Origin of the sequence: Kribbella sp. C-35 (assembly GCF_046549195.1) — a bacterium.
In the GTDB taxonomy this organism is placed as follows: domain Bacteria; phylum Actinomycetota; class Actinomycetes; order Propionibacteriales; family Kribbellaceae; genus Kribbella.
Genome location: NZ_JAJPWG010000002.1, coordinates 564,318 through 581,775 on the forward strand (window position 1 = coordinate 564,318; position 17,458 = coordinate 581,775).

Here is a 17,458-nt window from a genome sequence, read left to right on the forward strand (position 1 = left end):
GTGAGCGTCGGCGTCTGCCCACCGACTACGCTCCGAGACGTGGACGATGTGGACATCCCTGGCGGGATCCAGCGGGCGCTCAGTGAGTTCCTCGATCGGCAGGAGGAGCGGCTGGCCGCCATCGGGCCGGAGCTGGTCGAGCAGGTGCAGGCCGCGCGGGACGCGACCAGCGGCGGTAAGCGGCTGCGTCCGTCCTTCTGCTACTGGGGTTTCCGGGCCGCGGGCGGCGATCCCGCACAGCCGATCCTGACGGCCGCGGCGAGCCTGGAGATGCTGCACGTCAGCGCGCTGGTGCACGACGACGTGATGGATTCCTCGGACGTACGACGGGGCGCGCCGGCCGCGCATCGCCGGTTCGAGGCGCAGCAGCGGGAACGCGCCGCGAAGTCGGGACATGGTGCGGATCCGGTCGGGTTCGGCGTCGGCGCCGCGATCCTGCTCGGGGACCTGTGCCTGATCTGGGCCGACGAGCTGCTGCACACGTCGGGCTTCGACGCGGCGGCGCTGGCCCGGGCGGAGCAGTACTTCGACGCCGTACGGGTCGAGGTGACGGCCGGGCAGTACCTCGATCTGCTCGCGCAGGCGAGTGGCGAGTCGGACATGGATCTGGCGTTGCGCGTGCTGCGCTACAAGTCGGCGACGTACACGATCGAGCGGCCGCTGCACGTCGGCGCCGCCTTGGGCGGCGGGGACGCGGAGTTGATCTCGTCCCTGTCCGGGTACGGGCTGCCGCTGGGCGAGGCCTTCCAGTTGCGGGACGACCTGCTCGGAGTGTTCGGGGATCCCGCGCTGACCGGCAAGCCGGCCGGGGACGATCTCCGCGAGGGCAAGCGAACGGTCCTGATCGCGTACGCCGTCGACCACGCGTCCGAGATCCAGCTGACCGAGTTCAACCGGCTCTTCGGGCGCCCGGACCTCGACGACGACGAGATCCAGCTGCTCCGCGAGATCCTCCAGGACTCCCGCGCCGTACAGGCCTGCGAAGACCTCATCACCGACCGCACCGAGGACGCCCTCGACGCTCTCGACAGCGCTCCCCTGGCCGACGACATCGCCCGCAAGGCCTTGACTGATCTGGCCGTCGCGGCGACTTCACGCGTCGTCTAGCTACTGCTCCGCCAGCATGTTGATGAGGCGGAGGAGGTCCGCGGTGGCGGAGAGGTTGCCGAGGACGATGACCTTGAGGACGGCGCGTTCCTCGTCGTAGATCGTCTCGGCCTTGAGGTGGACCGCCTCGGGCTGGTTGAGCGCGCCGTGGATGTGGGTGCTGAGGCGGTCGGCGGTGGCCCGGTCGACCGCGTCGATGTGGACGATGCTGGACGCCTCGACGTGCCGCGCGGAGCGGTCGACCTCGACCACGGCGGCCGGCGTACCGGTGAATTCCTCGAGGTCCTCGCGAGTGATCCGGTACTGCTTCCCGATCCGCACCGCCTTCAGCCGGCCGTCGCGGACGTAGTTCCGGATCGTGCGAACGTGCAGGCCCAGCTGGTTCGCCACCTGCTCCACCGAATACAGCTCCTGGGCCATCTTCTCAGCGTAAGGCACGTTCCTTAGAATTCCCTATAAATAGTCACATAGCGGCACTTAGGGTAATTTGAGGTACATGATCTTCAAGTCCGCACTGTTCTGCTGCCGGATGCCGGACATGTGCTGCCGGCTCAGACCGAGAGGGTGTTGACGTGGTTGAGGAGCTAGCCGGCGTACGGGTGTTCGTGAGCGACACCGCGGTCACGAACGAGAGCGACGCCGTACAGCTGATCGTCGACGCACACTACGCGCATCAGGTCGAGTGGATCGCATTCGCGCCCGAGCAGTTGGGCGACGAGTTCTTCGAGCTGAGCAGTGGGCGGGCCGGTGCGATCACGCAGAAGTTCGTGACGTACCAGATGGGCCTGGCCGTCGTCGGCGACATCTCGGAGCGGGTCGCGGCGAGCAAGCCGCTGGCGGACTGGGTGCGGGAGAGCAACCGCGGCCGCAATCTGCTGTTCGCCGCGGACCTCGGTGAACTGGCAGAGCAGCTACAGGACCGGCAGTGAGCTGAGCAGGTCGGGCGTTTCCGTCTCGGCGATGAGCACCCGGAGCTGGCCGGAGTTCGTGGTGTCCTCGGCGAAGATCTGTAGGGCGACGTCGACCGTGTCGTGGTCGTGGTCGAGCAGGTGACGGAGCCCGGTCCACAACACGACCTCAGGTGCGCCCGTCGACCGGTCGCTCAGCGAGTCGGCCAGCGCGTCCCAGTTCCGGCCGAACCAGCGCGGCAGGTCGAACGCGGTCGCGCAGAGGTCGAGGAACCCGGTCTTGTCGTGGATCTCGCCGGTGTCGAGCAGCACGAACCCGAACCCGGCGGCGGCAGCATCTCGGTGTACGTCGGCCGCGGCCGGAGCGGATGGCCAACGGTAGACACCAGGCCGCAGCCCTTCAGCCAGCAGCTTGCTCAGCGAGCTCATGAAGTTCCCCCGTCGTCCGCGACCCGGCGGAAGGACTTGTAATGGTCGTCCGTGTAATAACGCTCGCCGGCGTTGCCGGTCACGATGCGGCGGGCACCTCGGTCCTTCTCCCCCGGCGTCTTCACGGTGTACTCGTGGTAGTAGCCGCGGTCGTGCTTCGGCAGGATCTTCTCCAGGTTGCCGAACACCACACCGTCGCGGCTGTACGGGTACGGACCGCCCTGGTCGATCAGCTTGAGCGTGTCCTGCCCCTCCTTCGGCAGGTCCGCCACAGCGACGTACGCGAGACCGCTCGTCGGGTCGACGTCTGCTTTCTTGTCGGCCACTGTCTTGTCGGCGGCACAGCCGAACAGCGACGCTGCCAGGGTGATCACCAGCATGGCGATCACCACGACCGCGACGATCCGTGCGGCCTTCGGGTTGTTGATCACCGCAGCCTCCGGCTGAACTCGGCGGCCGCCTCCCCCGGGTCGTCGGCCTCGGTGATCGCCCGTACGACGACCACGCGCGTGGCCCCCGCTTCCAGTACGTCGTCCAGTCGCTCCAGGTCGATGCCGCCGATCGCGAACCACGGCTTCGACTGTTTGCGACCGGCCGCGTACGACACCAGGTCCAGACCGGCGGCCTGACGCCCCGGCTTCGTCGGCGTCGCCCAGGTCGGCCCGACGCAGAAGTAGTCCGAGCCCACCTCGTCGACCGCCGCGTTCACCTGGCTGAACGTGTGCGTCGAACGCCCGACGACCGGAGCAGGCCCGACGATCGCACGAGCGGCGTGCACCGGCAGGTCACGCTGCCCCAGGTGCAGTACGTCGGCGCCCGCGGCGAACGCGATGTCAGCGCGGTCGTTGACGGCCAGCAGCTTGCCGTGCCGCCGGCACGCGTCCGCGAACACCTCCAGCGCGGCCAGCTCGTCGGCAGCCTCCATCTCCTTCTGCCGGAGCTGCACGATGTCCACGCCGCCGGCCAGCGCGGCGTCCAGGAACTCTTGGAGATCACCCTGCTTCTCGCGCGCATCCGTGCACAGGTAGAGCCGGGCATCCGCGAGACAATCGGTGTGGTCAGTCACACCCCAAAGCCTGCCACGTCCCGCCGCACGTAGGGTTGAGGGCATGCCTGATGTAGTTGTTATTGGCGGCGGACTGATCGGGCTGGCGACCGCGTGGCGACTGGCCGCAGACGGTATCCAGGTGACGGTATGTGACCCCACACCAGGCGCTCAGACCTCGAACGTCGCCGCCGGCATGCTCGCCCCGGTCACCGAGGTGGAGTACGGCGAGGACGACCTGCTGGCCCTCAACCTGGCTTCGGTGAACGCCTGGCCTACCTTCGCCGCAGAACTCGAGGAACTCACCGGACAGCCCGCTGGCCTGCACCAGACCGGCACACTGTCCGTCGCGTACGACGTGGACGACGCAGCAGCGCTCCGCAGGCTCGCCGACTACCAGCGACGTCTCGGCCTCGAGGTGGAGGAGCTGTCCGGTCGTGACGCCCGCCGCCGCGAGCCCATGCTCGCCACAGGCGTCTCCGGGGGCGTCTGGGTCCCAGGTGACCATTCCGTCGACAACAGGCAGGCCGTAGCGACTCTGCTCCGCGCCGTCGAGCTCTCCGGCGTACAGCTCATCCGCCAACGCGTCACCCGAGTCATCACATCCGGTACGACGGCACTCGGCGTACAGCTCGAGAACGGCGACGCGGTGCACGCAGGTCATGTGATCGCGGCAGCGGGACCGTGGTCGTCGCAGCTGGACGGCGTACCCGAGGAGCTTCGTCCGCCGGTGCGTCCGGTGAAGGGCGAGGTACTGCGGTTGCGGGTCCCGGAGGCGTACCGCCCGGCGCTGCAGCACACCGTGCGCGCCACAGCCCGTGGCTTCTCGGTCTACCTGGTGCCGCGACCGGGTGGCGAGCTGGTGATCGGTGCGACCACCAGCGAGCTCGGCTACGACACCCGGGTATTGGCCGGGGGTGTGTTCGCGTTGCTTCGCGACGCGCGGACCGTGCTGCCGATCATCGACGAGCTCGAATTCGTCGAGTCGATCGCCGGTCTCCGGCCCGCGACCCCGGACAACGCGCCGGTACTCGGCCCGTCCGGTCTGGATCGGTTGCTGTGGGCAACCGGCCACTATCGCAACGGTGTCCTGCTGACCCCGGTCACCGCGCAGATCCTGGCCGAGACCGTGCGCACTGGAACGCTGCCGGACCTTGGGAAGCCCTTCCTCGCCAGCCGGTTCGGGCACTGACTCACCGTTGCCCGCAGCAACCGGAAAGATTGTGAACGACAACAATGTAGTTCAGCCTTGAATTGTAACCTTTACGTTACAGGCGTAACACCAACCCCATTCGCCACTGTTGTCACATCCGTATCAGCACATACGGTCAAGTGACGTTCACACGGGGAGTTGGTTGCGATGCGCAACGTCGTACGGATTTTGAGCGGCCTGGCCGTGCCGGTGCTGACCGCGGCGGTGATCACCGCCGGTGCGCCCGGCTTCGGCGCGTACAAGGTCAAGGAGGGCGACACCCTCGGCCACATCGCCGGCCGCTACGGCACGACGGTCTCGACACTGGTCGCGCTGAACAAGCTGCCCGGCAACGGCAACGCGATCTACGCGGGCGAGGTGCTCAAGGTCCCCGGCAAGGGGTCGACCGCCAAAACGACCACGACGCGCTCCCAGCTCGGGCGGGTGACGTACGTCGTGAAGCCCGGCGACACCGTCTCCGGGATCGCGAAGCGCTTCAAGTGCTCGCAGGCCAACCTGCTCGCCGCGAACGGGCTGAAGGCGGGCGACCGCATCTACGCCGGCAAACCGCTGCAGGTGCCGGTCAAGGTGCGGGCGAAGGCGCGCCCGAAGACCCGGACCGACAACACCTTCGCGGGACGCACGTACGCCGACCACATCGTCGCCGCGGCCAACCGCAACCGGGCCACCCTGAAGAAGCGCAAGCTGCCGACCCGCACCCAGATGCGCTCACTGATCGTGAGCACCGCGAAACGGTACGGCGTCGACCCGGAGCTCGCGCTCGCGGTCAGCTGGCAGGAGTCCGGCTGGAAGCAGCGCGTCGTCTCCCCGGCGAACGCGATCGGCGCGATGCAGGTCATCCCGTCGACCGGCCGGTTCGCCTCCCGGCTCGTCGGCCGCGACCTGGACCTGCTGAAGCCCCGCGACAACGTCACCGCCGGCGTCGTCCTGCTGAGCCGCCTGACCGGCGCCGCCAAGCTCGACATCGCGGTGGCCGGCTACTACCAGGGTCTGGGCGGCGTGAAGAAGAACGGCATGTACGCCGACACGAAGCTCTACGTGAAGAACGTCCTCCGGATCAAGGCCCAGCTGGAACGCGGGTGGGACCCCTTGCGGTGAGCCTCAGGCTGTCACGCTGAGCGGTTATCTACACTCTCTGCAGAACGGTTTGGGGAGAGGCGGCTCACCGCAAGTGACGGACGACGTGGACACGCAGGTCAGCGACCGCCTCGTCGGGCGTGTGCTCGACGGTCGGTACCGCGTGGGCGCGCGCGTCGCCAAGGGCGGCATGGCCACCGTCTACGAGGCGCTGGACATGCGGCTGGACCGGACCGTCGCGCTCAAGGTGATGCACGACGGGCTCGGTGACGACGCCCAGTTCACCCGCCGGTTCGTGGCCGAGGCCCGCGCCGCCGCCCGGCTCTCGAACCCGAACGTGGTGGCCGTCTTCGACCAGGGCGACGACGACGGCACGCTGTTCCTGGCGATGGAGTACGTGCGCGGCCGCACGCTGCGCGACGTCATCCGCGAGGAGGCGCCGCTGTCCCCCGCACGCGCGCTGGACCTGCTGACGCCGGTCCTGTCCGCGCTGTCGGCCGCACACGACGCCGGCATCGTCCACCGCGACATCAAGCCCGAGAACGTCCTGATCTCCGACAAGGGCGCCGTCAAGGTCGCCGACTTCGGTCTGGCCCGTGCGGTGAGCGCCAGCGGCAACACCGCCACCCAGGGGCTCCTGATGGGCACGGTGTCGTACCTGGCGCCGGAGCTCGTCACGGACGGCAGTGCGGACGCCCGCTCGGACGTGTACTCGGCCGGCATCCTCCTGTACGAGATGCTCACCGGCAACAAGCCGCACTCCGGTGACACCCCCATCCAGGTCGCCTACGCCCACGTGCATGCCGACGTACCCCCACCGTCGCTGGAGCAGCCGAGCATCCCGCCGTACGTCGATGCGCTCGTGCAGCGCGCGACCGCGCGGGACCGGGACCTGCGGCCGACCGATGCGCGGGTGTTCAGTCGGCAGGTGCACCGGGTGCGCAGTGCGCTCGACGAAGGGCTCCCTGACGACCCCGACCTGACCGGTGACCTGACGGTGCCGATTCAGCAGATCCGGCAGGACAGCGGGTACGACGACGGCTACACGCGCGGTGAGCCTTCAGGTGAGATCCGGCACGACACCATCGTCGTACCGGTGGAGCACGGCCGCCCTACCGGCGCTCCGGCGAAGCCTCCGCCCCCGGCGGCACCGCAGAAGCAGCGCAGGTCGCGTGGCCCGATCGCACTGATCGCGATCCTCGCCGCCGCGATCGCGATCGGCACCGGAGCCTGGTACTACGGGATTCAGCGCTACACCACCACGCCCGACCTGGTGAACCTGGAGCCCGCGGCCGCGACGGCGAAGGCGGAGCAGTCCGGCCTGCATACGACCCTGGACAACCAGGACTACTCGGAGGACGTGAAGGCGGGTCACGTCATGCGCACCGACCCGAAGTTCGGTGACCGGATCCGGAAGAACGGTGACATCGGTCTCACCGTCTCCAAGGGACCGGAGCGGTACCGCGTGCCGCAGCTCGTCGGTCTGCAGCTGGACGCCGCGCAGCAGGCGCTGTCGCCGATCAAGCTGATCACCGGGCAGGTCAACGAGCAGTACAACGAGACCGTGCCGGCGGGCAAGGTGGTCGCGATCAGCCCGAGGTTCAACACGGTCGTGAAGCCGGGGACCGCGGTGAACTTCGCCGTCAGCAAGGGCAAACGGCCGATCACCGTCCTGGACCTGACCGGCAAGTCGTACAGGGACGCGAAGAAGACGCTGACCAAGCTCGGGTTCGTCGTCGGGCGCAGCACGCAGTACGACGAGAAGGTCGCCGAGGGCAACGTGATCAGCCAGAGCCCGAACAACGGAACGCTCTTCGCCAAGGACAAGGTCTCGCTGGTCGTGTCGCTCGGCCCGCCGCTGGTCGAGGTGCCGGACGTGAAGCGGAAGACCACCGCCGACGCGCAGAAGATCCTCGGCGACGCCGGCTTCAAGGTGACGGTGCAGAAGGCGCCGTTCAACCTCGGCCTCAACATCGTCGCCGCCCAGAGCCCCGCCGGCGGCCGGAAGGTCAAACCCGGCAGCACGATCGTGATCACCGTGCTCTGATTTTTGGCTTACCCGCAAGGGATCTGATCTGATGTCCGGCGTGAACCACCCGCGTCTCGCCGTACTGGCCCTGCTGTCGGTTGCGGCCGCCTGGGGGTCGACGTTCTTCCTGACCAAGGACCTGCTCACCAGGATGGACGTCGCCGACTACTTGGCGTTGCGGTTCCTGATCGCGTCCGTCGCCCTGGTACTGGTCCACCCGCCTGCGATCGCGCGGCTGAGCCGCCTGGACCGCGGCCGCGCCGTTGCCCTCGGCATCACGTACGGCATCGCCCAGCTCCTCCAGACCGAGGGCCTGCGGCACACCTCGGCGAGCGTTTCCGGCTTCGTCACCGGGATGTACGTCGTCTTCACCCCGCTGCTCGGCGCCGTGATCCTGCGGCACAAGATCGGCCGCTGGGCCTGGGTCGCCGTGATCCTCGCCACGACCGGTCTCGGCGTACTGTCCCTGCGCGGGCTCAGCCTCGGCCACGGCGAGCTGCTGACACTGGCGTCCGCCGGCCTCTACGCGCTGCACATCATCGGCCTGGGCGCCTGGTCGACGTCGAGGAACGCGTTCGGTCTGTCGTCGCTGCAGATGATTGTGATCACCTGCGTCTGCGCGATCGGCGCCCTGCCCGGCGGATTCTCGGTGCCTTCGACGGGCGGCGACTGGGTGGCCGTGGTCTACATGGCGCTGGTCGCCGGCGCGCTCGCGCTGATTGTCCAAACCTGGGCGCAGGCACACCTGACTCCCACTCGCGCGGCGATTGCGATGACAATGGAGCCAGTGTTCGCCTCGGGGTTCGCGGTGCTGTTCGGCTCCGACAGCCTCACCTGGCGGATGCTGGTCGGCGGCGCACTGGTGGTGTCGGCCATGTACCTGGTCGAGCTGGCACCACGGCGTAAGTTCGAGGCGGAAGTGCAGCACCTAGCCCAATAGTTCGGCTTGGCGGGGAGGGATTATGCGCGAGGGGAACCGGCGACGGGACCGGTGGTTCCCGTACGTCGTGATCGCCCTCCTGCTCGCGATACTGGCCGCCGGGACCGCCACCAACCTGGTGCGCAACCCGCAGCCCCGCCTGGTCGCCGACGGCGTCCCCGGCGACGCTGCGCCGGCGCGCGCCGGTTCCGCCCTCCGGAGCGAGAAGTACGAGGACCTGGTCCGGCACGCGCTGGCTGACCTCGACGCGCTCACCCTCCCGAACGGCGCGACCCTGGCCGGCTGGGACGGCCCGTGGCGGTACGTCTGGCCGCGGGATGCGTCGTTCGTCGCCGTCGCCCGCTGCGCGATCGGCCAGTACGACGAGGCGCTCGACGTACTGTCGTTCCTGGACCGCGTCCGGCCGTCGACCGGTCGCTGGCAGGCCCGGTACACCGACGCCGGTGGTCACGTCGACGACGGTCGCGAGCCGCAGCTGGACGCCTCCGGGTGGGTGCTGTGGGCCACGTGGTTCTGCCGCGCGGGCAAGCGGTACTGGGACCTCGTCGAGGAGTCGGCCGACCAGATCCTGAGCGAACTGGGACCCGACGGACTGCCGGCGCCTTCCTCTGACTATTGGGAGCGCTCCGAGAAGGAGCTGACGATCGGTACGGTCGCCCCGTTGCTGACGGGCCTCCGGTCCGCCGTGCAGATCGCCACCGAGGAGAAGCGTCCGGCCGAGGCGACCCGTTGGCGGGAGGCCTTGGACAAGTTGTCGGCGGCAACCGACCGGGTCTTCGGGCCGGACTACCCGCGGACACCGGCTCGAGCCACGAGCTTCGTCGAGCCAGGTGTCGAACCGATCAGCGTCGGCGGCGGTGCCGACGCTTTCGTCACGGTGCTCGGTCCACCGTTCGCACCGGCTCGGGCCGCTGTGTCCACCGCGATCGACGACGCGCACGACGTACTCACGCAGCCCAACGGCGGCGTGACGCCTGGCGAGTCGTGGCGTGCTGACGGCGTGTCCTGGACGCCTCAGACCGCGTTGTTCGCTTTGAGCGCCGCAGCGCGCGGGGATCGCTCCGGAGCCGAGGCGCTGCTCTCCTGGCTCGACCAGCACCGGACCAGCACCGGTGCGCTGCCCGAGAAGGTCAACCGAGACCTGGAGCCAGCCGGCGAGGCCCCACTCGCGTGGACCGCCGCACTGGTGGTCCTCGCCGACACCGCGCTGCAGAACGCCCTACCGATCCCTGGCTAGCCACAGGGCCGACCGGGTTGCTGTTCCTGCCGCGGATCGGGCGTTAGGTCCTCTTCGCTCGCTTGAGCTGGCGGAGCCTCAGCCGACGGAGTCTGAGCCGGCGCAGCCGCTGGCTCAGACTCTCGGACCCGCGCCTGCGACGGTCGTCCTTCGTCAGCCAGGTCCATCCCCACGCGCCGAGCGCGAACACCACCGCGGCGATGGGGATGGAGCTGTACATCGACAACGGCGACTTGTTGTAGACCTCGTCCCGCGAGCTGACCCACACCGTCACGTGCTCACCCTCGTCCGGACGGTTGCAGGTCGTCATGACGCCGCGGTGCTCGGCTCCGTCGGCGCCCGTCCAGACCAGGTCGACCTCGTACGACGTGCCGTGGGTGTGCCGCACTCCATTGGCATCCTTGCTTTCACCGCATGAGCCATCGGCCACGGCGGCGCCCGCGACGGCGTCCACCTTCTCGGTCCGGAATGTCGCCTGCTCGACGAAGTCGTCGGGATCGTCCGACCCCAGCACCAGGGCTAGCCCGAAGATGATCGCCCACACGAGCGCACCCACGATCGCCCAGCCGACGACGAACAACACGCGGCGCATCCAGCACTCCCTTGCCCGGTTGGGACATCTGTCGTGAGGCAGGCAGCGTACTAGCAGATCTCCATTGCGTCGTGCGTTGGCGCGGCCGGTCGCGTCGTACTCGTCTTGCCCGAGTAGAAGAACGCCGTGGACGAGATGTCGTCCTGTAGCGGCAGGTAGCGTCCGCCGGAGCGCCAGCCGAGGGCCTGTACGTCGACGCGCAGCCGCTCCTTGAAGCGGACCGGGTCTGGCAGGTGGAAGCGGTACATGCCGAACCGTTGCTGGCTCTGATACTGCCCGTCCGGCCGGATCACCTGCGGCATACCGAGGTACGGCGTACTGAACTCGGTGTAGCCGCCCAGATGGGGTACGTCGAAGTTCCACGCGCCACCGAAGTAGTCCTCGGTACCTGTGCCGCAGATGGTCGGGAACTCGTCGTCACCGTCTAGGTAGAACTTCACCTCGCCCTCACCCCACCAGCCGGTGCTGTTGACGCCCCAGGCCAGGTAAGTGCCGACATAGTGCCCCGGCCCCTCTACACCGTCCAGCAACGTGTGCACCGTCTTGGAGGGCAGCGGGTTGCTCCGGCGCCACTGCGCGTGCAGGTACGCCGACTTGTCCGCCACCGCGCCCAGCCAGTAGTCGACCTGGAAGTACACGACCACTGCCTCGTCGTGCGTGTTCTCCAGGGTCAGCTGCGCCTGCGACTGGAACGGCATCTCCCAGTAGCAGTTGAACCCGCCGTTGGGGTTCACCGCGACCGGCAGCGAGCTCACCTGGGCGAACTTGCCCCAGCCGGAGCAGAAGAAGTCGCCGACCGGCGTCTCGATCGCGGGCGCGGCGTCGCCGTCCCAGAACGCTCGCAGTACGAGCCGGCGCCAGTGGTCGACGTGCGTGGTCAGCCAGATGTGCGTGATGCAACCGGACCCGGCGATGTCCGCCAGCGTCACGGTCTCCCCCGGCCCGATCTCGATCGACGGCGAGACCTTCCAGCCCTGGCCGAGATCCCGGGCCGCGTGCGCACCGGTCCCCTCGGTCCGCCGTCCACCCTGACCGGGCTCGCCGGTCGGGTTCTCCGCACTGATGGAGCGCGACTCGACGTCGGCGAGCGCACTGATGCCGGTGAGGTTCCCAAGAGTCATACCCGCGACCTTAGGCCTGGCTGGGTCCTCTGAGAAATCGATTGCCCAGCAAGTGGGACTCGGCGTCGTCGACGCGGCTGCCGCTGTTCCGTGGGCGCTTATATTCATCGTGGGTTATATTGCTGTCATGGACAGTCGGCGCGGAACGGTCTCCACGACGGGCGACGGACGGACTGCGATCAGGTTCGAACGAGTGCTGCCCCATCCACCGGAGCAGGTGTGGCAGGCGATCACCGATCCAGCGCGACTGTCCTCGTGGTTCCCCGCCGTGGTGGATCTGGATCGGCCGGTCGGGAGTGAGCTCTTCTTCGCGGTGACGGAGGAACAGCAGCGGCGGTACGGGATGGCGGACGACCCGGACCGCAAGCCGAACGGACGCCTGCTGCGGAGCGAGCCGCCGACTGTGCTGGAGTACGAATGGGCCGGCGAGATCCTCACCTGGGAGATCGCTCGCACCCCGACGGGTAGCCGGTTGGTGTTCACCAACGTCCTGTCCGATCCCGAGGCCGCCGGACCTGCGGCGGCGGGCTGGGAGGCAGGACTGGAGGTCGTCGAGGCTCAGCTCGACGGCAGGCCTGTCATGTGGGATCCGTTGGATCGGGCCGAGGAGTTGAGCGCGCGGCCTACGAATAGCGGGGGTCAGCAGGGGCGGACCTTGGCGTCCAGGCCGTAGACAAAGGAGAGGCAGGCCCAGGGGCGGCCTTGGTCGCGCTTGGCGCGGATGACGAGTGGGTAGGCCTCTGCGCCGCGTACTTGCGGATTCTTCTCAGTCGGGAGCGTTCCTACCGCTCCCCCGCGTGCCTCGGCCGCGGCCTGCACGTCCGCTACCGAGACCGCGCTCTGGGCGTTCTTCTGCGCCGCGTTCTTCGCGTCGGTCGCGACCTGTAGCGCGAAGTCGATTTCCGGCGGCTTCGACCAGGTCGTCTGCGAGACCGGGATGATCAGCCCGAACATCCCCAGCCCGACACCCGTCACGATCTGCCGCAGCCGCCTGGTCTGGTCGGTGGCCAGCAACGCGGCGCAGCAGACAGCGAGCAGGGCGGTGAGGCCGCGGAGGATCCAGTGCCGATCGAGCCGGATGTCGACCGCGAGCCCGGCCACGACGGCGATCAACAGACAGAGCCCGGCCGCACCCAGCGCCCGAGCCCGCGGAGACAGAGATTGCATGCCGCAGACGATAGACGGTGAGCCGTTCGGCGCACGGTAGCGGCCGTTGGGCGCGGGACGCGCCGGTCAGGTTCGTGCGACTCGGACGGTACTGGCAGATTTGCAGGAGTCCCACCGCCCCCTAGGGATTGGATCCGATGACGTGACCGAGAACCCTGGTTCCTGGAGCATCTCGCGGCGGCGCGCGCTGCAGCTCGGCGGAGGTGCCGCCGCCGTCGGCGCCGTACAACTTCCGGCCCTGCCCGCCGAGGCCGCCGACGCCTCCACCGGCCGGCAGGCCGTCCTCACTGAAGGCACGAACCTGATGGTGTCGGTGTCGCCGGACGGGAAGTGGCTGGCGTTCGACCTGGTGACGGCGATCTGGGTGACGCCGACCGCGGGCGGCACGTCGCGCCGGCTGACCGACGACCTGCAGGACGCGACCCGCCCGCGCTGGTCACCGGACGGGCGGTCGATCGTGTTCCAGTCGTACCGCGACGGGAACTTCCACCTCTGGTCGATCCGGCCCGACGGCAGCGGCCTGCGGCAGTTGACGAGCGGACGGTACGACCACCGCGAGCCGCACTTCACGCCCGACGGCCGATCGATCGTCTTCTCCTCCGACCGCGGCGGCTTCGGGAACGGAGGCAACACCGCGGGCAGCTACGGCATCCACCGGCTGGACCTCGCGAGCGGCGCGATCGTCGCGCTGACCGATACGACGAGCGAGGAGGCCGAGCCGACCGTCTCCGCCGACGGCCGGAAGATCGCCTTCACCGTCGACACCAGTTCGATCGTCGAACTCGACCTCGCCTCCGGTGTTCGCACGACGATTGTCAACAATCAGACCGGGATCAGCCTGTTCGGGCCGTCGTACTCGCCCGAGGGCCAGCTCGCGTACGTCCGCCTGACCGGCCCGGCCTGCGATCTGATTGTCGACAATCATCAAGTCAGCAATGGACAGGACGTCTTCGCGGTCCCGCCGTCCTGGGCGTCGACAGACCTCTTCTACACGGCCGACGGCACGGTCCACCGGTACGCCGCCGCCGACGCCGGCGGCGAGCACAGCGTCGTACCGTTTGCGGCAACGGTCCCGGTGACGTCGCGGCGGCCGCGGCCGAAGGCTCCTGATCTCGAGTCGACAGGCAAGCGGGCTGTGCGTGGGATCGCGAGCCCGACCGCGTCGCCGGACGGGAAGTGGCTCGCGTTCCGCGCGTTGAACGCCCTTTGGCTGGCGTCGACCGACGGCAAGACGCAACCCCGCAAGGTGGTTGCCGACGGCTACTTCAACTCGGACCCGGACTTCTCGCCCGACGGCAAGAAGTTGCTCTACGCAAGCGATCGCGACGGCACAGCGGACCTGTGGCTGCACGACCTGGCGACCGGTGCGAACACCAAGCTGTCTGGTCTCCCGGGTGCCCAGACTGCGCCGCGTTTCGCACCCGACGGGCAGCGCATCGCTTACCAGGACCAGGACGGCATCGCCTGGGTTCTCGACCTCGCGTCGGGCGAGGTCCGACAGCTGACACCGACGCTGTTCCAGCCGGGCCGGGTCAGCTGGTCGCGCGACGGCAAGACCCTCGTCCTGGCCGCGGTGAAGCCGTTCTCCAAACGCTTCCGCGAGGGCACCAGTCAACTGCTGTACGTCGATGTCGCGTCGACCGCGCTCGAGTACGTCGAGCCGATGCCGTTCCGCTCGCTCGCCACCCGCGGCGACGACGGCCCCGTGTTCTCACCCGACGGCAAGCAGCTGGCCTTCGTGGCGGAGAGCCTGCTCTACGTCGCACCGGTCGACGCCCGCGGGCGCTTCACCGGGGAGCCGCGCGCGGTCACCAACGAAGTCACGGACTCCCCTGTATGGCTGAACAACAACACGTTGATCTACCTGAACAACGGACGGTTGCGCACGACAACTGGTGAGACGATCAAGTTCGACCTCCAGTACCGGCGGGCGACCGTCAACCAGCACGTCACGATCCACGCCGGCGCGTTGTGGGACGGACGGGCGACCACCCTGCGCCGGGACATCGACGTTGTGGTCGACGGTGCGCGAATCGCCGCCGTACGACCGCACAGCGGCCGCGCCGACATCGACGCGTCGGCGCTGACCATCATGCCCGGCCTGATCGACGCGCACAACCACTGGCATCTGCGCGGACGGGCGTGGGGCGCGCGGCAGGGGAACCTGTGGCTCGCGTACGGGATCACGAGTACGCGCTCTCCGGGCGATCCGGCGTACCAGATGCAGGAGACCCGGGAGGCGCTCGTCAGTGGGTCCTTGCGCGGACCGCGGTACTTCGCGACCGGTGAGGCGATCGACGGATCGCGGGTGTACTACAACTTCATGCGGCCGACGTTGTCGCTGCGGCAGCTCGGTCTAGAGCTCGATCGAGTCGAGGGGCTCGCGTACGACCTGGTGAAAACGTACGTGCGGTTGCCGATCGAGTACCAGCGGCGGGCGATCGCTCACGTGCACCGGCTCGGGCTGCAACTGTCATCGCATTACCTCTATCCCGCGGAGCATCTCGGGATGGACGGCATGGAGCACACCGGCGCGACGAACCGGCTCGGGTACTCGCACACGGTCAGCCGGCTGGGACGCGCGTACGCCGACGTGGTGACACTGTTCACGCGGGCGGGTCTGTCCGTGACGCCGACGCTCTTCAACTCGACGATGGCGCACGTCGACGATCCGTCCCTGCTCACGGACCGCCGTACGACGACGCTGTACCCGTCGTGGGAGTACAACGCGTTGATCGCCGAGGTGAACACCGCGAAGGGACCGGCCGGTGTGACCACGCGCGAACTGCTGCGTGGCAACGTCGACATGGTCCTCCGCATCCACCGCGGCGGCGGGCTGGTCATCTCCGGCACCGACACGCCCCTCGACAACATGGCCGTATCGCTGCACGCCAACCTCCGGTCGATGGTCGCGGGCGGTTTCACGCCGTACGAGGCCCTCACGACGGCGACGCGCAACCCGGCGCGGTGGCTCAACCTGGAGGACAAGCTCGGCGTCGTGAAACCCGGAGCCCAAGCCGACCTGTCCTTCGTCACCGGAGACCCACTGGCAGACATCCGCGCGGCCGCCGCCGTACAGCAGGTCATGATCGCCGGCAACCACTACACCGTCGACGACCTACTGACGCCGTACGCGTCCACGAACAACCTGCAGCCGACCGTCCACACCGCCAACGCCCCACAACCCCTGACCCGCGCCCAAGCCCACGCTCACGACACCGACTACTGGTGGCACGAACCCGAATGGCTCCACCGAGCCTGCTGCGAAAGCTAGGAGTGCGCGCAGTCGAAGCTAGGGCTGCGGATGTTGTGCAGGTCGACAGTACGTATACGTCCACTGTCCGGCGATCCGGCCGGCCGCACGGCGCGCGGTGGCGGGTATGAGACGTATACGTACTGTCGAGATGCAGCTTCCGGTGGACGGCAGACTGGCCTAGTACACGTGACGGTCGCTCAGAACGTGGTGGTGAGGTCCTGGGTCTGGCCGGTTGCCGCCGCGCGGTACGCGGACTCGATGATGTCGATGACGTGGCGCGCGTGTTCGGCGGTGACGATCGACGGCGTGCCGTCGCGGACCCAGTCGACGAGCTGCATGACGTCCTCGTACACGTGCTGCTCCTCGATCTCCCGGTGTACGCCGGTCACGTGCGGAAGCAGCGCCTGGTTCCCCGGCCCGCGGGGCGACTCCTCGGACGGGTTGCGGTTGGGGAAGTCGAAGGGTTCGCCGTTGAGCAGCAGCCCGTCGATCGTCCCCGCCGTACCGTAATAGGCGCCGCCGAACCCTCCGCGCATCCCGCCCGCGGCGGTCCCGGTCGCGACGCAGAACAGGTTGTCGCCGAAGTCGATCAGGATGACGGTGTTGTCGTCGGCATCCGTCTGTACGTCGCCGCGGACCGGGATCCGTACGCCGGACATCGCCGTGACGCGCCGCGCCGGCCCGAGGATCCCGGTCACGGAATGCAGCGCGTAGACCGTCATGTCGTACAGCGGTCCGCCGCCGGGCTTGCGGAAGTACCACGACGGATCGATGTTCGTCAGTACGTCGTTCCCGCCGCGCACGGACTCGTTCTCGTGGTAGGTGCCGAACGCCGCACCGCAGCTCACCCACGACAACGTCCCGATCGCGCCCTCGGCAATCAGCTCCCGCGTCCGCACATGATGCGGCCGCAGCATCTCCCCCGGCGACGCGACGATTCGCAGATCGTTGTTCGCCGCGAGCTCGATCAACTCGGTCGCCTCGACGACGGTCAACGTCATCGTCTTGTTGAAGTGCACGTGCTTCCCGGCCTGCAACGCGAGCTTGCCCTGCTCGTAGTGCAACCCGATCGGCGAAGCGATCGTGACGGCATCGACGTCGCCGCGCGCCAGCAACTCCTCGTACTCGGCGAACGCGCGCTCGACCCCGAACTTCTCGGCCGCCGCCTCCGCCCGCCCCGGCACCGGGTCACACACCGCCGCCAACGACACCCGGTCCGCGAGATCCGGCTGGCCCAGATGCGGAAGGAGCCCGCGAACCGAAATGCTCCCCGCGCCGACAACACCGATCCGCACCGAATCCGCCATACCGGCAATGCTATTGGCGATCGCCGAACG

Annotated in this window: 17 protein-coding genes; 9 read left to right on the top strand and 8 right to left on the bottom strand. The window is 68.5% G+C overall.

Going from position 1 to position 17,458, the window contains the following annotated elements:
• The first annotated feature begins 39 nt into the window (after window positions 1-39).
• The gene (locus tag ACLJOO_RS15265) at window positions 40-1,107 is read left to right on the top strand and encodes a polyprenyl synthetase family protein (RefSeq protein WP_410787762.1); all 1,068 of its coding nucleotides are present in this window, start codon (window positions 40-42) and stop codon (window positions 1,105-1,107) included.
• Here ACLJOO_RS15265 and ACLJOO_RS15270 read toward each other — a convergent pair whose 3' ends face one another.
• Window positions 1,108-1,527 carry a helix-turn-helix domain-containing protein gene (locus ACLJOO_RS15270; RefSeq protein WP_410787764.1) on the bottom strand — a complete coding sequence of 140 codons (420 nt, stop codon included), beginning with the start codon at window positions 1,525-1,527 and terminating at the stop codon, window positions 1,108-1,110. It abuts the gene before it with no gap.
• Window positions 1,528-1,679: 152 nt separating this feature from the next.
• Between ACLJOO_RS15270 and ACLJOO_RS15275 the strand changes: the two genes are divergently transcribed.
• Window positions 1,680-2,036: a DUF4180 domain-containing protein gene (locus ACLJOO_RS15275; protein WP_410787765.1), complete on the top strand. Its 357-nt coding sequence runs from the start codon at window positions 1,680-1,682 to the stop codon at window positions 2,034-2,036.
• Here ACLJOO_RS15275 and ACLJOO_RS15280 read toward each other — a convergent pair.
• From ACLJOO_RS15280 to thiE, 3 genes are read right to left on the bottom strand one after another with little or no spacing between them, the layout of a single operon-like run.
• On the bottom strand, window positions 2,019-2,444 hold the full coding sequence (locus ACLJOO_RS15280) for a barstar family protein (protein ID WP_410787767.1): 426 nt from the start codon (window positions 2,442-2,444) through the stop codon (window positions 2,019-2,021). The two genes, ACLJOO_RS15275 and ACLJOO_RS15280, sit on opposite strands and share 18 nt — an antisense overlap.
• Window positions 2,441-2,875, bottom strand: a complete 435-nt coding sequence (locus ACLJOO_RS15285; RefSeq protein ID WP_410787769.1) for a ribonuclease domain-containing protein — start codon at window positions 2,873-2,875, stop codon at window positions 2,441-2,443. Before ACLJOO_RS15285 ends, ACLJOO_RS15280 begins: the two co-directional genes overlap by 4 nt.
• A complete protein-coding gene (gene thiE, locus ACLJOO_RS15290) occupies window positions 2,872-3,510 on the bottom strand; it encodes a thiamine phosphate synthase (RefSeq protein WP_410787771.1) in 639 nt (212 codons plus the stop codon). Before thiE ends, ACLJOO_RS15285 begins: the two co-directional genes overlap by 4 nt.
• 43 nt (window positions 3,511-3,553) lie before the next feature.
• Here thiE and thiO point away from each other — a divergent pair, with 43 nt between their 5' ends.
• From thiO to ACLJOO_RS15315, 5 genes are all read left to right on the top strand, one after another.
• Window positions 3,554-4,681 (top strand): glycine oxidase ThiO, encoded by a 1,128-nt coding sequence (thiO, locus tag ACLJOO_RS15295; RefSeq protein ID WP_410787773.1) that lies wholly within the window; start codon window positions 3,554-3,556, stop codon window positions 4,679-4,681.
• Between the two features lie 168 nt (window positions 4,682-4,849).
• On the top strand, window positions 4,850-5,800 hold the full coding sequence (locus ACLJOO_RS15300; protein WP_410787775.1) for a LysM peptidoglycan-binding domain-containing protein: 951 nt from the start codon (window positions 4,850-4,852) through the stop codon (window positions 5,798-5,800).
• A 73-nt stretch (window positions 5,801-5,873) separates the two neighbouring features.
• A complete protein-coding gene (gene pknB, locus ACLJOO_RS15305) occupies window positions 5,874-7,826 on the top strand; it encodes a Stk1 family PASTA domain-containing Ser/Thr kinase (protein ID WP_410787777.1) in 1,953 nt (650 codons plus the stop codon).
• Window positions 7,827-7,857: 31 nt separating this feature from the next.
• Window positions 7,858-8,748 carry a DMT family transporter gene (locus tag ACLJOO_RS15310; RefSeq protein WP_410787778.1) on the top strand — a complete coding sequence of 297 codons (891 nt, stop codon included), beginning with the start codon at window positions 7,858-7,860 and terminating at the stop codon, window positions 8,746-8,748.
• Between the two features lie 22 nt (window positions 8,749-8,770).
• A complete protein-coding gene (locus tag ACLJOO_RS15315; RefSeq protein WP_410787780.1) occupies window positions 8,771-9,985 on the top strand; it encodes a glucoamylase in 1,215 nt (404 codons plus the stop codon).
• Window positions 9,986-10,028: 43 nt separating this feature from the next.
• Here the strand turns inward: ACLJOO_RS15315 and ACLJOO_RS15320 are convergent, their stop codons facing one another.
• The gene (locus ACLJOO_RS15320; protein ID WP_410787782.1) at window positions 10,029-10,577 is read right to left on the bottom strand and encodes a hypothetical protein; all 549 of its coding nucleotides are present in this window, start codon (window positions 10,575-10,577) and stop codon (window positions 10,029-10,031) included.
• A 50-nt stretch (window positions 10,578-10,627) separates the two neighbouring features.
• Window positions 10,628-11,698 carry a glycoside hydrolase family 172 protein gene (locus ACLJOO_RS15325; protein WP_410787784.1) on the bottom strand — a complete coding sequence of 357 codons (1,071 nt, stop codon included), beginning with the start codon at window positions 11,696-11,698 and terminating at the stop codon, window positions 10,628-10,630.
• 127 nt (window positions 11,699-11,825) lie between these two features.
• On the opposite strand from ACLJOO_RS15325, the gene ACLJOO_RS15330 reads away from it, so the two are divergent.
• Complete coding sequence (locus ACLJOO_RS15330; RefSeq protein WP_410787786.1) at window positions 11,826-12,371, top strand: SRPBCC domain-containing protein; 546 nt, start codon at window positions 11,826-11,828, stop codon at window positions 12,369-12,371.
• Here the strand turns inward: ACLJOO_RS15330 and ACLJOO_RS15335 are convergent.
• Complete coding sequence (locus ACLJOO_RS15335; RefSeq protein ID WP_410787788.1) at window positions 12,338-12,865, bottom strand: hypothetical protein; 528 nt, start codon at window positions 12,863-12,865, stop codon at window positions 12,338-12,340. The genes ACLJOO_RS15330 and ACLJOO_RS15335 overlap by 34 nt on opposite strands.
• Window positions 12,866-13,007: 142 nt before the next feature.
• Between ACLJOO_RS15335 and ACLJOO_RS15340 the strand changes: the two genes are divergently transcribed.
• A complete protein-coding gene (locus ACLJOO_RS15340; protein WP_410787790.1) occupies window positions 13,008-16,139 on the top strand; it encodes an amidohydrolase family protein in 3,132 nt (1,043 codons plus the stop codon).
• 179 nt (window positions 16,140-16,318) lie between these two features.
• Here the strand turns inward: ACLJOO_RS15340 and ACLJOO_RS15345 are convergent, their stop codons facing one another.
• Window positions 16,319-17,428, bottom strand: coding sequence for a Gfo/Idh/MocA family protein (locus ACLJOO_RS15345; protein ID WP_410787792.1), 1,110 nt, complete (start codon window positions 17,426-17,428; stop codon window positions 16,319-16,321).
• Between the last annotated feature and the right edge of the window lie 30 nt (window positions 17,429-17,458).

What these genes read in the sequence shown, in the direction of transcription:
- ACLJOO_RS15280 (WP_410787767.1), bottom strand. Translation starts at nt 2,444, where the DNA reads ATGAGCTCGCTGAGCAAGCTGCTGGCTGAAGGGCTGCGGCCTGGTGTC.
- ACLJOO_RS15310 (WP_410787778.1), top strand. Translation starts at nt 7,858, where the DNA reads ATGTCCGGCGTGAACCACCCGCGTCTCGCCGTACTGGCCCTGCTGTCG.
- ACLJOO_RS15300 (WP_410787775.1), top strand. Translation starts at nt 4,850, where the DNA reads ATGCGCAACGTCGTACGGATTTTGAGCGGCCTGGCCGTGCCGGTGCTG.
- ACLJOO_RS15325 (WP_410787784.1), bottom strand. Translation starts at nt 11,698, where the DNA reads ATGACTCTTGGGAACCTCACCGGCATCAGTGCGCTCGCCGACGTCGAG.
- ACLJOO_RS15270 (WP_410787764.1), bottom strand. Translation starts at nt 1,527, where the DNA reads ATGGCCCAGGAGCTGTATTCGGTGGAGCAGGTGGCGAACCAGCTGGGC.
- ACLJOO_RS15335 (WP_410787788.1), bottom strand. Translation starts at nt 12,865, where the DNA reads ATGCAATCTCTGTCTCCGCGGGCTCGGGCGCTGGGTGCGGCCGGGCTC.
- ACLJOO_RS15315 (WP_410787780.1), top strand. Translation starts at nt 8,771, where the DNA reads ATGCGCGAGGGGAACCGGCGACGGGACCGGTGGTTCCCGTACGTCGTG.
- ACLJOO_RS15320 (WP_410787782.1), bottom strand. Translation starts at nt 10,577, where the DNA reads ATGCGCCGCGTGTTGTTCGTCGTCGGCTGGGCGATCGTGGGTGCGCTC.
- ACLJOO_RS15345 (WP_410787792.1), bottom strand. Translation starts at nt 17,428, where the DNA reads ATGGCGGATTCGGTGCGGATCGGTGTTGTCGGCGCGGGGAGCATTTCG.
- thiO (WP_410787773.1), top strand. Translation starts at nt 3,554, where the DNA reads ATGCCTGATGTAGTTGTTATTGGCGGCGGACTGATCGGGCTGGCGACC.
- ACLJOO_RS15330 (WP_410787786.1), top strand. Translation starts at nt 11,826, where the DNA reads ATGGACAGTCGGCGCGGAACGGTCTCCACGACGGGCGACGGACGGACT.